Genomic DNA, 19,859 nt, shown 5'->3' with positions numbered 1-19,859 from the left:
AGGGGTTCAGAAGGGAATGAAACTGGAAATCACTCAGTCAATTAATTAACCACCGTCTATCATTCATACAATAATTAGTCCCTCAGCCGCCGAAGCGCTATACTAGCCAACTTCCCCTTTTTCGGCCAAATTGGCTACGCTTCTGAGAATCACTGCATGTCCATAGAACAACAACGCGCTAAAGAAGGCATTTTACTTGCCGTCGGTGCCTATACCATGTGGGGTATCGCCCCTATCTACTTTAAAGCTTTAGGGGAGGTGTCGCCGTTAGAGATATTGAGCCATCGTGTTCTTTGGTCGTTCTTTTTGCTCGCAGGATTATTGCACTATGGTCGTCGCTGGCGTGGTGTTCGCGATGTACTCAAATCCAAGAAAAAAATGGGCTTCTTGTTAACCACTTCGCTACTGGTGGGTACCAACTGGTTAATTTTCATATGGGCGGTAAATTCTAATCATATGCTTGATGCAAGCCTTGGTTATTATATTAACCCTTTGTTTAACGTCATTCTTGGTATGTTATTTCTTGGAGAACGACTACGAAAACTACAGTGGTTTGCTGTTGGCCTTGCGACCATCGGTGTACTAATTCAGCTGTTTGTCTTCGGATCAGTACCGATTGTGGCATTAGCATTAGCCACAAGCTTTGGTTTCTACGGTTTATTGCGAAAAAAAGTCAATTTAGACGCTCAAACTGGGCTGTTCATTGAGACCTTAGTACTGCTTCCTGTTGCTGCGATCTACCTAGCAATATTTGCTGATAGTGCCACTTCAAACCTGTTCAATAACAGCGTAAGTTTAAACGTCCTACTGATTTCAGCGGGTGTCATCACAACCTTACCCTTACTGTGCTTTACTGGCGCGGCAACTCGCTTAAAGCTCTCGACACTCGGTTTCTTTCAATATATCGGCCCAAGCTTGATGTTTATGCTCGCGGTTCTCATTTATGGTGAGAGCTTCTCCACTGATAAAGCGCTCACATTCGCGTTTATTTGGGGGGCGCTGCTGGTATTCAGTATTGATGGGCTTAAAAACGGCACAAAAAAAGCGAAATAGAGTTGGATTGTTAAACTATGAATGAAATTACCATCTTAATGACTTTGGCGACGGTACACTTTGTCGCTTTAATGAGCCCAGGACCAGACTTTGCACTTGTGGTTCAAAACGCTACCAAATATGGGCGACAAACCGGTTTCTATATTGCGCTTGGGCTCTCGTTTGGCATTTTAGTCCACTCCATCTTTAGTCTAACAGGCGTGAGCTATATCATTCATCAACATCCCACGTTATTTGCCTTAGTACAATGCGCAGGTGGGTTATATCTTTTGTACTTAGGCGTTGGCGCGTTACGCTCGGTTATTTCACGCTGGGCTGCAAAAAATGAACCTAACGCAATCAAAACAGACGATCGTCTGTTGCTTGCTAATCGTCGCCAAGCCTTTTCTCGTGGCTTTACCACTAATATCCTCAACCCGAAAGCGCTGGTCTTTTTTATTAGCCTAATGTCGAGCTTAGTTCCCGCTACTATGTCGATACCAGGAAAAATCAGTGCTCTACTTATTTTGTGGGCTCTATCATTAGTTTGGTTCTCATTTTTAGCTTGGGCATTATCCACTAAAAAGCTGCAACAGCGCTTATTGTCAGTCTCTATTTATATAGACTCACTATGTGGATTCCTATTTTCTGGCATTGGACTCGTCATCTTGTACCAAGTGACCGTCTCACTCTAATCTCACAATTACGCCTTTCGACATCCACCGTGTGCGAGATCTCTCACAAAGCAGTAGGTCATTATCGCTTTCGTCGTCAAGCATTCAACCCAAACAGCAGTTAAGGGTCTGAAAAATATGAATTTATTAAAATATAACATTACTCAGCTGTGGCTTATTTTCTTAAACAGGTGATTGTTCTAAAGGCTAATTGGTTTAATATTATCTGTGTCGGAAGGATGCTGACACGGAACAGGAAACGCTCAGGGATTTGGGCATCTTCAGGAAGAAGATACGGTTATTCAGGATGAATGGTCGGCAAGGAAAGCGAATTGGACATTGAATGGACGCAATAGTAACTAGGATGGTTACTACTAAGGAAAGACAATGGACACCTCTGGATGAGGAAAGGACTTAACATCAGGATGATGTCAGGGACACCGCTCAAGGAACAAGTGAAGCGCGCTAACGAGGACTGTTGGCTGGTCAGGATAAGACCAAGGACACCGCTAGGATGGCGATGAAAGGAATACGCTGAAGGAATACAGCACACTATCATGGATTAGATGCATGGAGCACCTATAGTAGCCGGATTGCTGCGAGTAAGACCATAACCCCGTAGGGCGCAAGCCCTCGGGGTTTTTCTTTGTCTAGAACAAATGTTTCCTAGATGAATTGCGATTTAAATAGGAATGACATCACCAGCCCAACAGCAAATCAACGACATAAAAAAGCAGCCATCGCTGCTTTTTTATGATTAGTGAAGCACTAAAGTTGCTCAAGTTTAGCGTATTGCGTCACCAGCCACTTAATCCCTTCACCATTAAATGCCACTTGTACTCGGCTTTGTGGGCCGCTGCCTTCAAAGTTAATAATGGTTCCCTCACCAAACTTAGGGTGTTTAACGCGCGCCCCCAAATTAAACCCAGTCTCATTGAAGTTTTGCTTCACTTCTGCTTGGCTAAATCGCCCAGTGCTGGTTGGTCGACTCACTTGAGCCTTCATCCTAACTTCTTCTAAACACGTTGGTGGCAGCTCACGGATAAACCTAGAGGGCTTGTGGTATTTATCTTGTCCGTACAAACGACGCATTTCTGCATAAGTAATATGCAGCTTCACCATCGCTCGGGTCATACCCACATAACAAAGTCGACGCTCTTCCTCTAGACGCCCTGCTTCTTCCGCCGACATCTGACTTGGGAACATCCCCTCTTCAACACCCACCATAAAGACCATTGGGAACTCTAAGCCTTTTGCACTGTGCAACGTCATCAGTTGCACGGCGTCGTCAAACTCATCCGCCTGACCTTCACCAGCTTCAAGTGCCGCATGAGTGAGAAACGACGTCAACAATGTCATGTCGTCGGCCTCTTCTGGTTTCTCATACTGCCTGGTCGCAGTTACCAGTTCTTCCAGGTTCTCAATACGAGCCTTGGACTTTTCACCTTTTTCCTGTTCATACATAGCAAACAGGCCAGAGGTTTTAATGACATGGTCGGTTTGTTCATGTAAAGGAAATTCAATCGTGTCGTCTTCTAACGCATTGATCAACTCGACGAAACGAGATAAGGCTCCAGCAGCTCTACCCGCTAAGACTTTTTCATCCAACAACGCCACACAAGTGTCCCACATGGTTGCGCCACGATCCCTTGCTGCGTACCGAATAGTTTCTAAGGTTTTGTCGCCTAGCCCACGGGTTGGCGTATTCACAATACGCTCAAAAGCCGCATCGTCATTGCGGTTACCCATCAATCTTAGGTAACTCAGCGCATCTTTGATTTCTTGACGCTCGAAGAATCGCATTCCACCATAAATTCGGTACGGAAGCTGTGCTTGAATCAATGCTTCTTCTAACACTCGAGATTGTGCGTTATTACGATACAGCATAGCGCAGTCACTTAAACTGCCGCCATTTTCTTGCCACTCTTTTATTTTACTTACAGTAAAGCGAGCTTCATCGAGCTCATTGTAAGCAGAATAAACCGAAATCTTTTCGCCTTCATTACCGTCTGTCCAAAGCTCTTTGCCCATACGTTCGGTGTTATTGGCAATAAGCTCGTTTGCCGCTTCTAAGATAGTTTTCGTGGAACGATAATTTTGCTCCAACCGAACCGTCTTAGACCCTGGATATTCATCAAGAAACTTCTGGATATTTTCAATTTTCGCGCCGCGCCAACCATAGATCGATTGGTCGTCATCCCCTACAATCATCACTTTACAATCCGGCCCTGCCATCATGCGTAGCCAAGCATATTGGATGTTGTTGGTATCTTGAAATTCATCGACCAAAATATGCTTAAAGCGAGCTTGGTAATGCTCTCTTATAAATTTGTTATCTCGTAATAACTCGTGAGCACGCAACAATATTTCAGCAAAATCCACCAGCCCAGCTCGATCACAAGCTTCCTGATAAGCGGTATAGATTTGCAGGTAGGTTTTCGTTACCGGATCTTGGTAACTATCAATATGTGATGGTCTTAACCCTTCATCTTTCTTGCCATTGATCCACCAGGCGGCCTGCCTTGCTGGCCATTGCTTCTCATCAAGATTCTGCGCTTTAATCAAGCGTCGAAGCAAGCGCTGCTGATCATCTGAATCAATGATCTGAAAGTCTTCTTGCAACTTAGCATCCAAATAATGGGCGCGCAGGATTCTATGGCAAATACCATGGAACGTGCCATTCCACATACCCGACGCACTGCCCATCATTAATTCTTCAATTCGACCACGCATTTCAGCGGCGGCTTTATTCGTGAAGGTTACCGACATGATAGAAAACGGAGACGCTGCTTCGACCGACATCAACCAAGCAATACGATGCACCAGTACGCGTGTTTTACCACTGCCTGCACCAGCAAGTATTAAAAGGTGTTCAAGGGGGGCGGCAACAGCTTCACGCTGTTTGTCATTTAGGCCGTCAAGAAGAAGAGAAGGGTCCATGGGCATCGCTACTGGTTATTTATACATATCGTTTGATTATAACTCAAACAACTCCGTGTTTGAGAAAAAAAACCAATTTTACCACACCAGTAAATACCCTTTAAAATCAGAACCATGAAATAATAATTAACATTTTATTAAAATATTTAGCATTTCTTTGAAAGATTTTTGCTCGCTCTCCTATCCTATTGATTAAGCAAGTCGGCAAACCACCACTTGTGGACATAATTACAAGGATCAAGTCTCGAGGAACTTACTATGAAATCATCTAATCTTGCTATCACTGCTGCTGTTACAGGTCTTATCGCTCTTGGTGGCACTATGCTCACTTCGGCGCCAGCAGTGGCTGCTGAAAAAGAAAAGTGTTATGGCGTGGCGAAAGCTGGAAAAAATGACTGTGCAACAAAAACGAGTTCATGCGCAGGGACAGCAAAAGAAGACAATCAGACCGATGCCTTTGTTGTGCTACCAAAAGGCGTATGCGGTAAGTTGGCAGGCGGTAGCACTGAATCAGCATAATCACGCCTTTGCGCAGCCGACAGCAGATTTTACTACGCTGTTAGAGTATCGCCATTTGATTGGCGCACTCTTAAGCTTTTATCCAAAAAGGGCGTCAATATGCGCCCTTTTTGTTTTCTACAGGTTATGCACACTCAAGCATTGATCAGGGAGATCGAAATGGATCGACACTCGGCATTCAAGTGGGTCGGCGTGGGACTAAGGCACCCACACTTAGACTATTTCCAGCACCACCACAATGCGTCGAGCTGGCTCGAGATTCACAGCGAAAACTATTTCATCGCCACGTCGCCAGCACGACAGCAATTAAGAGCAATCCGACAGCACACAGATATCAGCTGTCATGGTATTGGGTTGTCATTGGGCTCCGTCAACGCTGTTAATAAACAACACTTATCATCATTAGTGAATCTGGTTAATGAAATACAACCCACCATGGTCTCCGATCATTTAAGCTGGAGCGAACATGGCGGTCACCATTTTAATGATCTCTTACCGCTGCCCTACACAGAAGAAGCGCTTGACGTATTTTGTCGCAATGTCCTTCAAGTCCAAGATGCGTTGCAACGCCCACTACTCATAGAGAACCCTTCAAGCTATCTTCGATTTGAATATTCCACTATCCCTGAATGGGAATTCCTCGCACAGGTACAAGCCCGTACAGACTGTCGCTTATTACTCGATCTCAATAACGTTCATGTCTCATGTTTTAACCATCAGTATGACCCATGGCAATATCTGTCAGCAATAAAAGCAAGTACCGTCGATGAAATCCACCTCGCTGGATTCACTAAAAAACAATTTGATCAGGGGGAAATTTGGATAGATACCCATAGTACTCACGTCAGTGATAAAGTCTGGCAGCTCTATCGCTGTTGGATAGCTCGTCACGGACCCATTCCAACGCTCATCGAGTGGGATCTTGATATTCCAGAACCTAAGGTATTACTTGAAGAGGCAGATAAAGCGATCCATATATTGCAGGATATTGCACTGCAACCCAAGAGGAGCGCATAGTCATGAAGACGTTAGCTGACATACAACAACAGTTTTCTCATGCGTTACTTAATACTAACTCAACTCAAATGTGTGGCGTCGTTAGTGACCACTTCTCAGCACAAGAGCGAATTCAGATCTATCGCAATAACTTCGTTATCAGCCTAAGCGAGGTATTACAGGCAACCTATCCAATAACATTCGCCCTCGTTGGGGAGGAATGTTTTCGTGCCATCGCCAAGTTTCACATTATTCGTCACCCACCCCAGTCGGGCAATACCCTCGATTATGGTGCCGGATTCAAACAATCCGTAACAGAGCTTGAGCACATTACGAGTGCTGTACCTTACCTGCTTGAAGTGATTAATTTCGAGTGGAAAATAGATCAAGCCAGTCGATTTGAGTTACCTGTAGCCTCTGAGAAATCGCTACCAATTATTAGGCTCGCGGATGTCCCAGAAGAGCAGCACGGTGACATTCAACTTCACCTTAATCCCAGCAGCCAAGTCATATCGTCACAATATGCACTCATTGATCTTAAGCAGGCTGTAGAAAACAACCACTATGATGAGCTCAATCTTGAGCGTTCTCAAACTATCTTGTTGCAGGGAAGTACCACTCAACCACTTACATTAAGTGAAATTGATGCGCCTCTTAGCAAACTCATTACACATCTCATGTTGGCGTTACCCTTGAAATCTCTGCCGCCAGAACAGCTAGCTTTAGTTCCTACATTGTTGTCTATGGACATAGTCATGGGGTTTAACGTCAACGATGGCGAAGCAACCAACCTAAAGGAGTAACATGATGACCAACAGACTAGCAAACTTGCTCAAGATGTATGATTCAACAATCGAAGCTATTCAAAAAGGCTTTATCCCGTTACTGCTACTTTTTTGTCGAATTTGGGTCGCATGGGTGTTTTTTAATTCCGGTTTAACCAAAATCGCTTCTTGGGATAGTACGTTGTATCTATTTGAATATGAGTATCACGTCCCTCTCCTACCATGGCAGTTAGCGGCTTACATAGGCACCGCAGCGGAGTTAATACTACCTGTGTTTTTGGCATTGGGTTTACTGTGTCGACCAATGGCTGCGATTTTGTTTATCTTTAATATTACCGCTGTCGTGTCTTACCCCGTACTTTGGGAACAAGGTTTTTATGATCATCAACTCTGGGGACTCATGATCCTAATTGTTGTCGTTTGGGGTCCTGGTCCACTCTCTATCGATAAAATAATACGTAATGCTATCCGATAATACAGACTTTAATACTCGATAAACAACGCGCTAAAAATCACCACCCATAAAAAAGCCCTGTCGATTACACGACAGGGCTTTTTATTTGGAGACAAGGTTATTTACTTGCTAAAAAAGCCTGTAGCTCTTCTGCAGAAATACCTTGGTCTGCTAACTCTTTTGCCAAAGATTGAACTTGTTCGCCTTTGCGTGACTCAATCACTCTTTGAAATTGATAAACGATATCTCTAAGCATGTGAATTGGTACTTGTTTTGCAGCGCTACGGATTCGCTCTTCACTTTGATTGCCAAGCTCGGTCAGTAATTTACCGAACATGATTTTTTCTGGAGACTCTTCCATTTGCTCAAGAATGCGAGCCATTTCGTAAGTAGTCAAAGACATGCTTTATCGATCCAGTTAATAATAGAAAGGAATATACCTTCAAATATACACCTGTTTACGCGATAGGAAAACCAAATCGTTTTCAAATTGACCGTTTTTTACTAATCAGTAATATTTATTATCTGATGCCAAGCCTGCCCAGAACGACTACGCAAGATAAATAACGCGGGAAGAGCCAACCACATTAAGAAAGCAATCATATACTGAGGCTCTAATCCGGTACGCTGCATCGTGCCAACGAGTAAACCGGAACCACTCATTTGAAATAACCCTAATAGCGCCGCTGCTGTCCCTGCTTTATCGCCAAAGGGAGCAAGCGCTTTACCCGCTGCCGCGCCCAAAATAAACGCAAAGCCAATTGAACCAAGAATAACGGGCAACATAAACGATAATGGCGTATTGAATGACGCCGCCAGAGCCATCATTGTACCCGCAATTAACAGCACAAGGATGCCACATTGCAAGGTTTTATGGGTGCCTATTTTATCCATAAATTTTGGCGCTAACATACAAGCAGCGATATTAAAGACCGCATTGAGTCCAAACCAAAAGGTAAACTCAGACATGCTCAGTCCCATATTCTCCATCAAGAGTACCGGAGCCGACGTCACATACGCTAAAATAACGCCCATCGCGAGTAGACATAGTGTTGCATGAAAAATAAACGTCGGTGTACGCAACACATCAATATAGCGAGACAGTGCAAAATAGCGATCGTTTTGCTGCTTTGGATTCGTCTCTTTCATGTTAACGACAACCATAAGACCAACCACCAATGCAAAGCCAGCCATAAAGCTAAAATTTGCGCGCCAGCCAAAGTGATGAGTCAAGTAACTCCCTAGAATTGGAGCTAGGGCCGGTATAAAGCAAATGGCTCCGTTTAGGTAGCTAATCATCTTGCCACTTTTTTCTGGCCCATAAAGGTCGCGAACGGTTGCAAAGGCCGCTACCGATGTGGCGCAAGCGCCTAAGCCTTGTAGCAACCTAGCAGCCAACATCCAATCAATTGATTGAGCGGCCCACGCCAAGCAAGCACTCAACCCATAGATGCTGATACCACATAATGCAACCGTTCGACGTCCGAGCTTATCAGCAAGTGGGCCTGCAAATAATTGCCCGACACCCATTGCAAATAAAAACCATGTAATCGTGTCTTGAGCAAGAGTGTGGTCGACTTGGAACGCGGTCGATATTTGCGGCAATGCGGGCAGATAAATATCAATAGCTAGAGGACTAAAGAAAACCAACATAACTAAGGCCGCTATTTGTATCTTGGATATGCGCTGTTCCACGTGAAACTTCTCTTCTCAATTTTAATTGCCGCATAATAACGACAATATGATATGAACAGAAATGGTTTATACTCATTAGTATTATTCCCATATGGAATTTCACTTCATGAATTTGGAAGCACTAAACAAAGTTGATCTTAACCTACTGCTATGCTTAAGTGTATTGTTAGAAGAGCGTAACGTCACTCGCGCTGCTAACCGACTATGCGTCAGTCAGTCTGCTGTCAGTAAGTCCCTGGCAAAACTACGACTGCTATTTAATGATCCGCTCTTTACTCGCCAAGCTCATGGATTAGCACCAACACCTAAAGCCATGTACCTAAAACCAAAGCTTGATGCGCTAGTCAGTCACCTACAAGCGATTACCCACCCACCAGAGTTTTCTCCAACCAGTAGCGAATATCGTTTCCATATTGCAGCAGTAGAGAGTGTCTACCCACTTATCATGCCTCATTTTTTACCCGCTATTTTCAGCCAAGGTCCCAACCTGAGTATTAGTACACATGCTTGGAATGAACGTACCTTTGAACAAATGCAAAAAGGAGAGTTGGACTTAGGCATAACCGGCAAAGATATTGATATTCGAGATGCTATTCGAACCATGTATCCTCCAGAAGACATTCGCGAATTAGAAGTGTATCGAGATAATCAAATGTGCTTGGTTAGGGCTAACCACCCCGTACTATCCAAACCATGGAACCTAGACGCTTATTTGTCGTTGCGACACGTGCAGGTACGTTGCGATGGTAGCGATCGCTGGTTACTAGATTATCGCCTCTCCGACATGGGCAAAGAGAGAGATGTCGCTATTACCGTGCCTGACTTCAATAATGCGGCGGCGTTATGTTCATATACCGATTTTATTTTTACAGCCCCTCGTCACTTTGTTCATCTTGTTGCCGACCAATTGGGATTGGTGGTATTACCCTTACCATTAGAATTCCCCCCAATGGCCTACACATTATTTTGGCACAAAGAACGAGATAACGACCCAGCTCTGAATTGGCTTATCGATATCATAAAGCAGAAAACACTCCATCTTCGTTAGCGATCAACTTCGTACATCAACAACCTATTGCGTAGTTAGGGTGCTATTCAAAAAATGGAAAACAATGTGTACTGCATAATGGATTGTAACTGTTCACTAAAAGCGCTAGCTTATAATGCAAATAACAGTAGGCCGAGCTCACTCGCCCAATAGAAGGAATTACCGATGCAACCTTTCACATCCCAACGCGTCTCCGCACTTCAAGCATGGCTGGAGTCCAGTCAACTCGACGCCTTTATCATCGCTCATGAAGATGAGTACTTGGGTGAGTATGTACCTGAGCACAATGAACGCCTACACTGGCTGACAGGCTTTACTGGTTCAGCTGGTGCAGCGGTGATTACTAAAGATCGCGCTGTGATTTTTGTTGATGGTCGTTACACCGTCCAAGTAACCAAACAAGTCCCCGCTGAAACGTTTGAATATTGCCACTTAATTGAAACACCACCAGTCACTTGGCTACTAGAGCACCTTGCTGTGGGTTCTAGAGTGGGGATAGATCCACGTATGCACCGAGGCAATTGGTATCACGGCGCACAGAGCAAAGTAGCAGGCCAACTCCAGTTTGTCCCTTGCGACACCAATCCTGTTGATCTTCACTGGGCTGACCGTCCTGCTCCTCAACTCAGTGATGTGATGCTTATGCCTCTCGATTATGTAGGACAATCAAGTTTAGATAAACGACGTGAGCTCAGTCAGAATTTAAGCCGATCAGGTGCGGCAGCTGCAGTGATCACCGAGCTAGACTCTATTTGCTGGCTTTTGAATGTTAGAGGTCTCGACGTCTCTCGCCTCCCTGTTCTGCTATCACATGCCATTCTCTTTGATGATGGTAGCGTGAAGTTCTTTATTGACTCAGCACGGATCACCGATCGCCGCCTGTTTGACCAACACGTTGGTGAGAGTGTCACCGTCCATGCCCCTGATTCTTTATCTGAAGAGCTTGCAGCACTAGCAGGAAAAGTCGTGTCATTAGACTCAGGTACAAGTAATGCCTGGTTCCAACTTGAACTCGAACGTGTCGGTGCTATCGTTCTTCCACTCGCTGATCCATGCTTGATGCCTAAAGCAGCCAAGAACAGTGTGGAGATCGCTGGCATGAAAGCAAGCCATGTTCGTGATGGCGTGGCGATGGTCAAGTTCCTTTCTTGGCTGGATAACCAAGTCGAAAATAAGGTGACACACGATGAAGGCTCTTTGTCTAACCAGTTAGAATCATTCCGTCGTGAAGACACTTCACTTGTCGACCTAAGCTTTGATACGATTTCTGCATCCGGTGGTAACGCTGCGATGTGTCACTATAATCACATGAATCAAGAGCAACCAGGGGCGCTAATAAATGACAGCCTATATTTGGTTGACTCAGGCGGTCAATACCCTGATGGCACAACGGACATCACACGTACAATTGCTATCGGTCAACCGAGCGATGAAATGAAGCATCAATTCACCCTCGTGCTCAAGGGCCATATTGGATTAGCGTCAGCATTGTTCCCGAATGGGACTTGTGGACACCAACTTGATATTTTGGCTCGACAACACCTATGGGCAAATGGATTTGATTACGACCACGGTACTGGACATGGTGTGGGTCACTTCCTTAGTGTCCATGAAGGACCACAGCGTATTGCAAAAGTCGTCAACAACACCGCTCTCGTACCAGGAATGGTATTATCTAATGAGCCGGGTTATTACCGAGCAGATGCATTTGGAATTCGAATCGAGAATCTAGAGTTGGTCGTTGAGAAAACAACACAAGGTGACCTAACCATGCTTGGGTTTGAATCGCTAACACGCTGCCCAATCGACAAGCGCAATATTGTGTTAGACCAATTAAGCGAGGCTGAAGTTAACTGGCTCAACCAATATCATCAAACCGTTTTTGGTGATATTTCTCCGTTAGTAACTGGCGAAACTCTTGAATGGTTACGCGAAGCCTGCCTACCAATTAGCCGCTAACTTGGCTCATAAACAAAAGAGCTGCAATTGCAGCTCTTTTGTTTCACGTGAAACATAGGCTTTCACGCCTTAATCTACTATAGATTTAACCAGAGTAAGACTGATGCCAGTCTTTCCATACCGGCTCCATCGCACGCTGTTTAACTGACAAGGCAACTTCTTGTGCGCTACGTTCATCGCTTATTTCGAACTGTTCCAACTCTTGCGCGTTACTCGCATACCCACCAGGCTGCGTCTTTGACGCTGCACTAATGCTGGTAATCCCAAGCGGATAAACATTGTCACGAAACTCAGAAGACTCACGAGTCGATAGCGATAACTCAACTTCATTGTTAAATAAACGATAGGCACAAATAAGTTGCACCAACTGCTTATCTGACATTACGGATTTTGGTTGTACCGCCCCTTCACAGGGTCTAAGCCGAGGAAAAGATATTGAGTAACGGGTTTTCCAATAGCGCTTTTCTAAATACTGTAGATGCGCAGCAACGTAAAAGCAGTCTGTTCGCCATTCTTCTAGCCCTATCAACGAGCCAATTCCTACTTTATCAACACCAGCTTGAGCTAACCGATCGGGTGTTTCCAACCGGTAGTCAAAATCCATTTTATTCCCTCTAAGATGGTGCTCTGCGTAAGTACGACGATTATAGGTTTCCTGATACACCATGACCGCATCAAGCCCTAGCGACTTGAGTTCCTTATACTCATCAGTATCCAATGGTTGAACTTCCATTGCTAAATAACTGAAACGCTGCTTAATTTCTGGTAGCACCTGTCGGAAATATCGCATTCCAACTTTGGTTTCGTGCTCCCCAGTGACTAAGAGTACACTATCGAACCCCATCGACTTTATTACTGTAGACTCATCTTGTATTTCATCAATCGACAACGTTTTGCGCTTAATGCGATTCTCCATTGAAAAACCGCAATACGTGCAAGCATTCGCGCACAAGTTCGACAAATAGAGTGGAATGTACATCCCCATCGTATGGCCAAATCTTTGACGCGTCAGAGCATAAGACCGTTGTGCCATTTGCTCCAAATAAGGTTCTGCCGCTGGCGATATTAATGCAGAAAAATCATCAAGATTCAGCCTGGTTTTGGTAAGTGCTCGCTCTACATCTGCGGCAGTTTTGCTATAAATCGATAATCGAATATCGTCCCAGTCATATTTTTCATGCTCAGTAACAAAGCTCATCGTCGCCTCCTAATTACTGCCAAGAAACGACGTTAATGGACTAGACGCCACGGCATGATTAACCCTACCCGCTAAACCACTCTCGTACGCCAATCGACCAGATTCAACCGCAAGCTTAAACGCCTTCGCCATTACAGCAGGGTTCTCTGCCGATGCAATGGCGGTATTAACCAGTACAGCGTCAGCACCGAGCTCCATTGCCAGCGCCGCATGGGAAGGTGCACCGATACCAGCATCAACAACAACAGGAACATTAGCTTGTTCAATAATAATTTCTAAAAAATCCTGTGTTACTAACCCCTTATTGCTGCCAATTGGAGCGCCTAATGGCATGACGGCAGCACAACCTACCTCTTCCAATCGCTTACAAAGCGTTGGATCAGCAGAGCAATAAGGTAAAACAATAAAGCCATCTCTTACCAGTTGCTCAGCGGCAAGGAGCGTTTCAATTGGATCCGGTAGCAAATACTTAGGGTCCGGATGAATTTCCAACTTTAGCCAGTTTGTACCAAGCGCTTCCCTTGCTAGATGCGCAGCAAATATTGCATCTTTGGCATTTTTTGCGCCCGATGTATTAGGCAGCAAATTTACCCCTCGCTTGATAAGAGGACGAAGAATGTCATCTTCTTGAGTGTCTAAGTCGACGCGTTTAAGCGCCATGGTGGCTAACTCAGAACCACTTTCAATGATGGCGTCGACCATAAGTGACTTATCAGCGAATTTACCTGTACCTGTAAATAAGCGAGATGAGAAGTTCTTTCCTGCGATCGTTAACATGTTAGCCCCCGGCAATGGCCTGAAATACGTTGATGTTCATATGTGATTTAAGCGCGAAAGACGCCCATGTGGTTCGTGGAACAATATTGTCATCAATCGCAACGGCGCAACCATGAGTGTCGATAGCTAAAGAATCGAGAACATGCTGCAACGTTGTGGTCGTTTCAACTTCCATTGATAATCCATTTACTTGAATCGATATCATGACACAGGTTCCTTTTGGCTAGATGCACAAACCCTGCATTCGGGGTCATGCTGTAATTTTAGTGATTGCCATTGACCATTAAAGCCGTCAAACATTTTCAGCGTTGGCGTAATACTTTGAACTAGTCCGCTGGCTATTTTGATGGCTTCAAGAGCCGAGTAGACACCAATCATTCCAACTACCGGACCTACAACGCCGCTACTAGAACAGTCGATTGGTGAAGATAATTCATTGAACGGATAAAGACACCGATAGCAAGGGGCTGACGGCTGGCTAGCAAAGCCGAATACCGTCAACTGACCATTCCAACCAATTGCCGCACCAGAAACTAGATTTGTGTTTGTCTCATAACACGCTTGGTTGATGGCATGACGAGTTGGCAAATTATCACTGCAGTCGATGACAACATCAGCCAAAGACACTTCAAGCTTCAATTGATTTCCACTAAGAAAAGTATTTATCGTTCTTATTGAAACATCGTCATTTCGATCCAATAACTGCTGTTTTAATGCTGTGACTTTTGATACACCAACATCTTCTTGCCGGTATGCGATTTGCCGAGGCAAGTTAGAGAGCTCAACAATATCCTGATCAGCAATGACTAAACGCCCCACACCTGCACCAGCCAAATACAGTGAGGCGGCCGTCCCCAATCCTCCGCATCCGATCACTAACACATGGCTAGATAACAAATTTTGTTGCCCTCGCTCAGCGATCTCTGGCACGCTGATCTGTCGAATATAACGTTGAAACTGGTTATCTAGCACCATTAAGGTTTCCTCATTATGCGGGAAAACTGATCTATCACGTTTGGTACATCGTTAGCTTGGGTGATCGCTCTTACCACGGCCAAACTCGATACCCCACAAGCCCACACTGGCTGCGCTGTATTAAGATCGATACCACCGATAGCAACAGTTGGGTACCCAACTGAATTGCCGTAGTTAATAGTGTCTATGAGCTGCTGATACAAACCTAAACGAACAAGCCCCTGTGGACGTGAAGGCATATCTTTCGTGGTGGTTGGGAAAATATGACCAAGTGCAATATAGCTCGGATTAATTTGAACAATTCGCAGCAACTCGTAATAACCATGGGTAGAAAGTCCAAGTCGAATACCTGCATTCGCAATCTTTCTTAGTTCGGCAGTTTCTATATCTTCCTGACCAAGGTGAACGCCATAAGCCTTGTGCTTAAGCGCAAGCTGCCAGTAGTCATTGATAAACACCTGTGCGTTATATTGATTCCCGAGCTCTATCGCCTGCTTGATCTTAGACTCTAAGTTCACATCGTGAGGGGTCTTAATTCTTAACTGTATCGTTTTAATACCGAATTCAAGTAGTGTTTTAATCCAAGCAACGCTGTCTACTACTGGATAGAGACCAAGGCTCGCCCTACTCATCGTTGAAAATGCAGTTTTACTCGCCTTTACAGCCCAACCTACTTTTATGTTAAGTAGCTCATCTTCAATAACAGGTGTTGGAAAGTGCTGACTCAGATAAGGCCATGTTTCACGTGAAACACCCCCTGCACGCGCCAAAACCAACGCGTCTTCGACAGGAAAATCGAGCAGCAATGAAACAATAAACCATGAGAAATGGAAACTCGTCTCTTCAATGGCTGAAACACTATTAAGCGCTCTGGGAGATTCACTATTGCACGACCATACGTCCATCGACTGCTGTTCATCTATTACATTTAAATAGATTCGAGTTTTTATAGCTACATTGCTCTCGTTCGTTAGTTCAGCTTTGGTCTTCTGATGTTGATAGAACAGCGCGTAATCAACATCATCTGAAAACTCAGATGCAAAGAGATCCGTCGCAACAACGGTTGTGCTCAGATTATTTCCAACAAGCTCTACTTGGGTGGTTGTACTTGTCCCCACTGAGATTGATGAAGTATCAAAGCCTGCTTGTTTCGCAATCCCTAATATCGAGTTTAAATGGTTGCCAATATCGAGGCTGTTAGCCGGCAATAGTATTTTCAAAGGATACTCCTATGGTATTTTATTCAGTCACGGCTGGGTGGTATAACTCCGCCCCAGAAGCGAGAAATTCTTCTGACTTCTGTCGCATCCCCTCTAAAGGGTCTTCTATCAGTTTGATGTTTATATCGCCTTGGGACTCTAGACCTTTGGCATACTCTCTGACTTCCTGTGAAATCTTCATTGAGCAAAACTTAGGTCCACACATCGAACAGAAGTGAGCAACTTTTCCTGACTCTTGAGGCAAGGTTTCATCGTGATATTGACGTGCAGTATCAGGGTCAAGGGCGAGATTAAACTGGTCCTCCCAGCGGAACTCAAAACGAGCTTTCGACAACGCATTGTCTCGAATTTGTGCCCCCGGGTGACCTTTCGCAAGATCCGCGGCATGAGCAGCAAGCTTATAGGTAATAAGCCCTGTCTTAACATCTTCTTTATTCGGTAGCCCCAGGTGCTCCTTAGGTGTGACATAACACAACATAGCGCAGCCATACCAACCGATCATCGCGGCACCAATGCCAGACGTAATATGGTCATATCCTGGTGCTATGTCGGTAGTTAGAGGGCCTAGTGTATAGAATGGTGCTTCGTGACAGTGCTCTAGTTGTTCTTCCATGTTTTCTTTGATCATGTGCATCGGAACATGGCCAGGGCCTTCAATAATGACCTGAACGTCATAGTCCCAAGCTATTTTGGTCAACTCACCCAATGTGCGTAATTCAGCAAACTGCGCTTCGTCGTTAGCATCAGCGATAGACCCTGGTCTTAGCCCGTCCCCTAAAGAGAGTGCAACGTCATACTTAGCACAAATCTCACAGATCTCTTTAAAGTTGGTATAAAGGAAACTTTCTGTATGGTGCGCTAAGCACCACTTGGCGATAATAGAGCCACCTCGAGATACAATACCTGTGACACGCTTTGCTGTCATAGGGACATAACGAAGGAGCAGCCCCGCATGAATCGTAAAGTAGTCGACACCTTGTTCAGCCTGCTCTATTAGTGTGTCTCTCATCACTTCCCATGTAAGGTCTTCGGCAATGCCATTTACCTTTTCTAACGCTTGATACATAGGAACGGTACCAATTGGGACTGGGCTATTACGTAGAATCCACTCACGGGTCTCATGAATATTGCGCCCTGTCGACAGATCCATAACAGTATCGCCACCCCAGCGGGTACTCCAGACAAGCTTTTCAACCTCCTCTTCTATCGAAGATGACACTGATGAATTGCCAATGTTAGCATTAACTTTAACTAGAAAATTGCGGCCAATGATCATTGGTTCAGATTCTGGATGGTTGATATTTGATGGAATGATTGCTCGACCTTCAGCAACTTCTTTTCTAACAAATTCAGGTGTGATCTCTTTTGGCAAGTTAGCACCAAAGCTTTGCCCGGGATGCTGTTGAGTTAGCATTTTGTCTGCTATTTTTTGACGCCCCATATTCTCCCGTATAGCGATGTACTCCATCTCTGGAGTCACAATCCCTTGGCGGGCATAGTGAAGCTGAGTGACACAGGCGACCTCTTTTGCACGGCGTATACGTGGTAATTGGCCATATCGGAGGTCATCAAGTGTTTCATCATTCAGGCGCTCTTGAGCAAAATCAGATGTGACACCAGAAAGAATTTCAGTATCTGTTCTTTCCTCAATCCATTGCTCTCTAAGCTTTGGTAGTCCCGAATAAAGGTCGATGTTGTGATTAGGATCTGTGTAAACGCCTGAGGTGTCGTACACGTTTATCGGTTCGTTTGCTTCAAAGATTGGGTTAGTTTTCGAGCCGCCGACTAAGCTGTCGGCAAGATGGATCGTCCGCATTGGAACTTGGATATCTTCACGGGAACCCTGAATATATGTTTTTTCAGAATTTGGATAAGGCGTTACCGACAGGGTGTCGATAAATTGTTTGGCTTCCAGTCTGGTTTGTTTACGAGTCGACATAGCATTTCCTTTATTATCGTATAAGAAAGATAAATGCTTGACGGATATGTGAACACAAGAGGTATCAACAGCAATAGTGCGAGCAGAAAATCAGCATGCACTATATGATAAAGAGGGAAATTCCATTCTTTTCTCCTGTTCCCTTCGCAGGTATTAGCCTGATCAGGTTCAACGGATCCCGAATAAACGGTCTCAGCCCAAAGGGCACTCCGACAAGTATTGCGACAATCATAAACGAAATTTTGTGAAAACGCTATTGAGCAAACGTTAATTTGTTCAAGTTTTCATCAACAATTGGAAACCGATCCATGCTGCTGTGATACTCAAAAACACGTTTAACAGCACATTTAAACCCATCTTAAAAAAAGCGCCTTGCTGCATAAGTAAGACATTATCCATGGAGAATGTAGAAAATGTGGTTAATGCACCTAAAAAACCGAGTCCAATGATTTGACGCCATGGCTCGGTGACCACTAATTCTGCTTCAAATGCAGCAATGAGTAACCCCATAATAAAAGACCCTACGACATTCACTGTCAGAGTCCCATACGGGAACCCTCTTCCTAAAAGTACCACACAAAGTTCGGAAATTAGATATCGCGAACAAGCACCAAAGGCTCCTCCTAGGGCGATATATCCCAAAATTGTAAATTGTCCCATAACTCGCTAACCAACAAATATAATCAATACAGCAATAATATACGAAGAAGGATTGATTACGACACTAGTATTGAAAATTAGTCTTTATAATGACTATATCTTTAGTGGCAAATTCTCACAGATTTCAAACGTTACATGCGTCACTTCTAGTGGTGTTCACTGTCGCTCTAGTATGTAGCTATTAACCGCAATATACCTATGTCGAACTATTTGGCAGCCCTACCCCATTCAATGGGGAAAATGGCAGAGTGAACAGAGCTCAAATCAGCGTAACCACCCACCGATCTGACTAAAAGGTAAAGTGACTGACCCGTCACTGACAATTTTCTTCAAACGTAAAAAAGCCTCAGTCTTTCGACTGAGGCTTAGTATAAGTGGCGGAGTGGACGGGACTCGAACCCGCGACCCCCGGCGTGACAGGCCGGTATTCTAACCAACTGAACTACCACTCCGCAGTGGCTCTATCTAAAGTCTTACCTAAGTTGTGCTTCAAATAGATGTCTGTTCAAAGCCTGGCGATGTCCTACTCTCACATGGGGAAACCCCACACTACCATCGGCGCTACTGCGTTTCACTTCTGAGTTCGGCATGGGATCAGGTGGGTCCGCAACGCTATGGTCGCCAAGCAAATTCTTCTTTTACTTTCAGCTTTTATTAAAAACTGAAGGCAAAATTAATCTGGAAAGCTAATAAAAGTTCTTTAATACACATTCAATTATGTTCTTGCTTTGAGCCCAATCAAAACCCTTTGGGTGTTGTATGGTTAAGCCTCACGGGCAATTAGTACAGGTTAGCTCAATGCCTCGCAGCACTTACACACCCTGCCTATCAACGTTCTAGTCTTGAACAACCCTTTAGGACACTTAAAGTGCCAGGGAAGACTCATCTCAGGGCTCGCTTCCCGCTTAGATGCTTTCAGCGGTTATCGATTCCGAACTTAGCTACCGGGCAATGCCATTGGCATGACAACCCGAACACCAGAGGTTCG

General features: G+C 44.6%; 18 protein-coding genes, 1 tRNA gene, 2 rRNA genes and 1 riboswitch. Of the genes, 8 read left to right on the top strand and 13 right to left on the bottom strand.

The window, feature by feature from the left end; genetic code table 11:
* Positions 1-156: 156 nt before the first annotated feature.
* Complete coding sequence (gene rarD / locus L4D74_RS24265) at positions 157-1,053, top strand: EamA family transporter RarD (protein WP_428754960.1); 897 nt, start codon at positions 157-159, stop codon at positions 1,051-1,053.
* 17 nt (positions 1,054-1,070) lie between these two features.
* On the top strand, positions 1,071-1,727 hold the full coding sequence (locus tag L4D74_RS24260) for a LysE family translocator (RefSeq protein ID WP_428754959.1): 657 nt from the start codon (positions 1,071-1,073) through the stop codon (positions 1,725-1,727).
* Between the two features lie 747 nt (positions 1,728-2,474).
* On the opposite strand, the gene uvrD is transcribed toward L4D74_RS24260, so the two are convergent.
* Complete coding sequence (uvrD, locus tag L4D74_RS24255; RefSeq protein ID WP_250619663.1) at positions 2,475-4,646, bottom strand: DNA helicase II; 2,172 nt, start codon at positions 4,644-4,646, stop codon at positions 2,475-2,477.
* Positions 4,647-4,904: 258 nt separating this feature from the next.
* On the opposite strand from uvrD, the gene L4D74_RS24250 reads away from it, so the two are divergent.
* The 4 genes from L4D74_RS24250 to L4D74_RS24235 all read left to right on the top strand — a co-directional run bounded on the left by L4D74_RS24250 (position 4,905) and on the right by L4D74_RS24235 (position 7,421).
* The gene (locus L4D74_RS24250; protein WP_428754958.1) at positions 4,905-5,165 is read left to right on the top strand and encodes a BufA1 family periplasmic bufferin-type metallophore; all 261 of its coding nucleotides are present in this window, start codon (positions 4,905-4,907) and stop codon (positions 5,163-5,165) included.
* A gap of 159 nt (positions 5,166-5,324) precedes the next feature.
* On the top strand, positions 5,325-6,182 hold the full coding sequence (gene bufB, locus L4D74_RS24245) for an MNIO family bufferin maturase (RefSeq protein ID WP_428754957.1): 858 nt from the start codon (positions 5,325-5,327) through the stop codon (positions 6,180-6,182).
* 2 nt (positions 6,183-6,184) lie between these two features.
* The gene (locus L4D74_RS24240; protein ID WP_428754956.1) at positions 6,185-6,964 is read left to right on the top strand and encodes an HvfC/BufC N-terminal domain-containing protein; all 780 of its coding nucleotides are present in this window, start codon (positions 6,185-6,187) and stop codon (positions 6,962-6,964) included.
* 4 nt (positions 6,965-6,968) lie between these two features.
* Positions 6,969-7,421: a DoxX family protein gene (locus L4D74_RS24235; protein WP_428754969.1), complete on the top strand. Its 453-nt coding sequence runs from the start codon at positions 6,969-6,971 to the stop codon at positions 7,419-7,421.
* Positions 7,422-7,518: 97 nt separating this feature from the next.
* Here the strand turns inward: L4D74_RS24235 and tsrA are convergent, their stop codons facing one another.
* Together tsrA and L4D74_RS24225 are read right to left on the bottom strand one after the other, a co-directional pair.
* On the bottom strand, positions 7,519-7,803 hold the full coding sequence (gene tsrA, locus L4D74_RS24230; protein ID WP_265677440.1) for an H-NS-like global regulator TsrA: 285 nt from the start codon (positions 7,801-7,803) through the stop codon (positions 7,519-7,521).
* A 101-nt stretch (positions 7,804-7,904) separates the two neighbouring features.
* Positions 7,905-9,053, bottom strand: coding sequence for a multidrug effflux MFS transporter (locus L4D74_RS24225; RefSeq protein WP_428754968.1), 1,149 nt, complete (start codon positions 9,051-9,053; stop codon positions 7,905-7,907).
* Positions 9,054-9,201: 148 nt separating this feature from the next.
* Here L4D74_RS24225 and L4D74_RS24220 point away from each other — a divergent pair, with 148 nt between their 5' ends.
* Entirely contained in the window at positions 9,202-10,143 is a 942-nt protein-coding gene (locus tag L4D74_RS24220) for a LysR family transcriptional regulator (protein WP_428754955.1), read from the top strand.
* 165 nt (positions 10,144-10,308) lie between these two features.
* On the top strand, positions 10,309-12,102 hold the full coding sequence (locus L4D74_RS24215; protein WP_428754954.1) for an aminopeptidase P family protein: 1,794 nt from the start codon (positions 10,309-10,311) through the stop codon (positions 12,100-12,102).
* 85 nt (positions 12,103-12,187) lie between these two features.
* Here the strand turns inward: L4D74_RS24215 and thiH are convergent, their stop codons facing one another.
* The 10 genes from thiH to L4D74_RS24165 all read right to left on the bottom strand — a co-directional run.
* Positions 12,188-13,300, bottom strand: a complete 1,113-nt coding sequence (gene thiH, locus L4D74_RS24210) for a 2-iminoacetate synthase ThiH (protein ID WP_428754953.1) — start codon at positions 13,298-13,300, stop codon at positions 12,188-12,190.
* Positions 13,301-13,309: 9 nt separating this feature from the next.
* A complete protein-coding gene (locus tag L4D74_RS24205) occupies positions 13,310-14,077 on the bottom strand; it encodes a thiazole synthase (RefSeq protein WP_428754952.1) in 768 nt (255 codons plus the stop codon).
* Position 14,078: 1 nt separating this feature from the next.
* Positions 14,079-14,282 (bottom strand): sulfur carrier protein ThiS, encoded by a 204-nt coding sequence (thiS, locus tag L4D74_RS24200; protein WP_428754951.1) that lies wholly within the window; start codon positions 14,280-14,282, stop codon positions 14,079-14,081.
* On the bottom strand, positions 14,279-15,052 hold the full coding sequence (locus tag L4D74_RS24195) for a HesA/MoeB/ThiF family protein (protein ID WP_428754950.1): 774 nt from the start codon (positions 15,050-15,052) through the stop codon (positions 14,279-14,281). The genes thiS and L4D74_RS24195 overlap by 4 nt, the downstream gene beginning before the upstream one ends.
* The gene (locus tag L4D74_RS24190) at positions 15,052-16,272 is read right to left on the bottom strand and encodes a thiamine phosphate synthase (RefSeq protein ID WP_428754949.1); all 1,221 of its coding nucleotides are present in this window, start codon (positions 16,270-16,272) and stop codon (positions 15,052-15,054) included. Before L4D74_RS24190 ends, L4D74_RS24195 begins: the two co-directional genes overlap by 1 nt.
* Positions 16,273-16,291: 19 nt before the next feature.
* Positions 16,292-18,211 carry a phosphomethylpyrimidine synthase ThiC gene (gene thiC / locus L4D74_RS24185; protein ID WP_428754948.1) on the bottom strand — a complete coding sequence of 640 codons (1,920 nt, stop codon included), beginning with the start codon at positions 18,209-18,211 and terminating at the stop codon, positions 16,292-16,294.
* Between the two features lie 122 nt (positions 18,212-18,333).
* Positions 18,334-18,433: riboswitch (TPP riboswitch) on the bottom strand.
* Positions 18,434-18,487: 54 nt separating this feature from the next.
* Positions 18,488-18,871, bottom strand: a complete 384-nt coding sequence (crcB, locus tag L4D74_RS24180) for a fluoride efflux transporter CrcB (protein ID WP_428754947.1) — start codon at positions 18,869-18,871, stop codon at positions 18,488-18,490.
* Between the two features lie 375 nt (positions 18,872-19,246).
* Positions 19,247-19,323 (bottom strand) — tRNA-Asp (locus L4D74_RS24175).
* Between the two features lie 58 nt (positions 19,324-19,381).
* Positions 19,382-19,497 (bottom strand): 5S ribosomal RNA (gene rrf / locus L4D74_RS24170).
* Positions 19,498-19,630: 133 nt separating this feature from the next.
* Positions 19,631-19,859: ribosomal RNA gene (locus tag L4D74_RS24165) — 23S ribosomal RNA — on the bottom strand; the annotation flags it as partial.

Source organism: Vibrio cionasavignyae, from assembly GCF_050337155.1.
GTDB classification, from domain to species: domain Bacteria; phylum Pseudomonadota; class Gammaproteobacteria; order Enterobacterales; family Vibrionaceae; genus Vibrio; species Vibrio nomapromontoriensis.
Note: the sequence above shows the minus strand (reverse complement) of the source record. Positions and strands in the feature narration are given on the sequence as shown.

What these genes read in the sequence shown, in the direction of transcription:
- rarD (WP_428754960.1), top strand. Translation starts at nt 157, where the DNA reads ATGTCCATAGAACAACAACGCGCTAAAGAAGGCATTTTACTTGCCGTC.
- L4D74_RS24260 (WP_428754959.1), top strand. Translation starts at nt 1,071, where the DNA reads ATGAATGAAATTACCATCTTAATGACTTTGGCGACGGTACACTTTGTC.
- uvrD (WP_250619663.1), bottom strand. Translation starts at nt 4,646, where the DNA reads ATGGACCCTTCTCTTCTTCTTGACGGCCTAAATGACAAACAGCGTGAA.
- L4D74_RS24250 (WP_428754958.1), top strand. Translation starts at nt 4,905, where the DNA reads ATGAAATCATCTAATCTTGCTATCACTGCTGCTGTTACAGGTCTTATC.
- bufB (WP_428754957.1), top strand. Translation starts at nt 5,325, where the DNA reads ATGGATCGACACTCGGCATTCAAGTGGGTCGGCGTGGGACTAAGGCAC.
- L4D74_RS24240 (WP_428754956.1), top strand. Translation starts at nt 6,185, where the DNA reads ATGAAGACGTTAGCTGACATACAACAACAGTTTTCTCATGCGTTACTT.
- L4D74_RS24235 (WP_428754969.1), top strand. Translation starts at nt 6,969, where the DNA reads ATGACCAACAGACTAGCAAACTTGCTCAAGATGTATGATTCAACAATC.
- tsrA (WP_265677440.1), bottom strand. Translation starts at nt 7,803, where the DNA reads ATGTCTTTGACTACTTACGAAATGGCTCGCATTCTTGAGCAAATGGAA.
- L4D74_RS24225 (WP_428754968.1), bottom strand. Translation starts at nt 9,053, where the DNA reads ATGTTGGTTTTCTTTAGTCCTCTAGCTATTGATATTTATCTGCCCGCA.
- L4D74_RS24220 (WP_428754955.1), top strand. Translation starts at nt 9,202, where the DNA reads ATGAATTTGGAAGCACTAAACAAAGTTGATCTTAACCTACTGCTATGC.
- L4D74_RS24215 (WP_428754954.1), top strand. Translation starts at nt 10,309, where the DNA reads ATGCAACCTTTCACATCCCAACGCGTCTCCGCACTTCAAGCATGGCTG.
- thiH (WP_428754953.1), bottom strand. Translation starts at nt 13,300, where the DNA reads ATGAGCTTTGTTACTGAGCATGAAAAATATGACTGGGACGATATTCGA.
- L4D74_RS24205 (WP_428754952.1), bottom strand. Translation starts at nt 14,077, where the DNA reads ATGTTAACGATCGCAGGAAAGAACTTCTCATCTCGCTTATTTACAGGT.
- thiS (WP_428754951.1), bottom strand. Translation starts at nt 14,282, where the DNA reads ATGATATCGATTCAAGTAAATGGATTATCAATGGAAGTTGAAACGACC.
- L4D74_RS24195 (WP_428754950.1), bottom strand. Translation starts at nt 15,052, where the DNA reads ATGGTGCTAGATAACCAGTTTCAACGTTATATTCGACAGATCAGCGTG.
- thiC (WP_428754948.1), bottom strand. Translation starts at nt 18,211, where the DNA reads ATGTCGACTCGTAAACAAACCAGACTGGAAGCCAAACAATTTATCGAC.
- crcB (WP_428754947.1), bottom strand. Translation starts at nt 18,871, where the DNA reads ATGGGACAATTTACAATTTTGGGATATATCGCCCTAGGAGGAGCCTTT.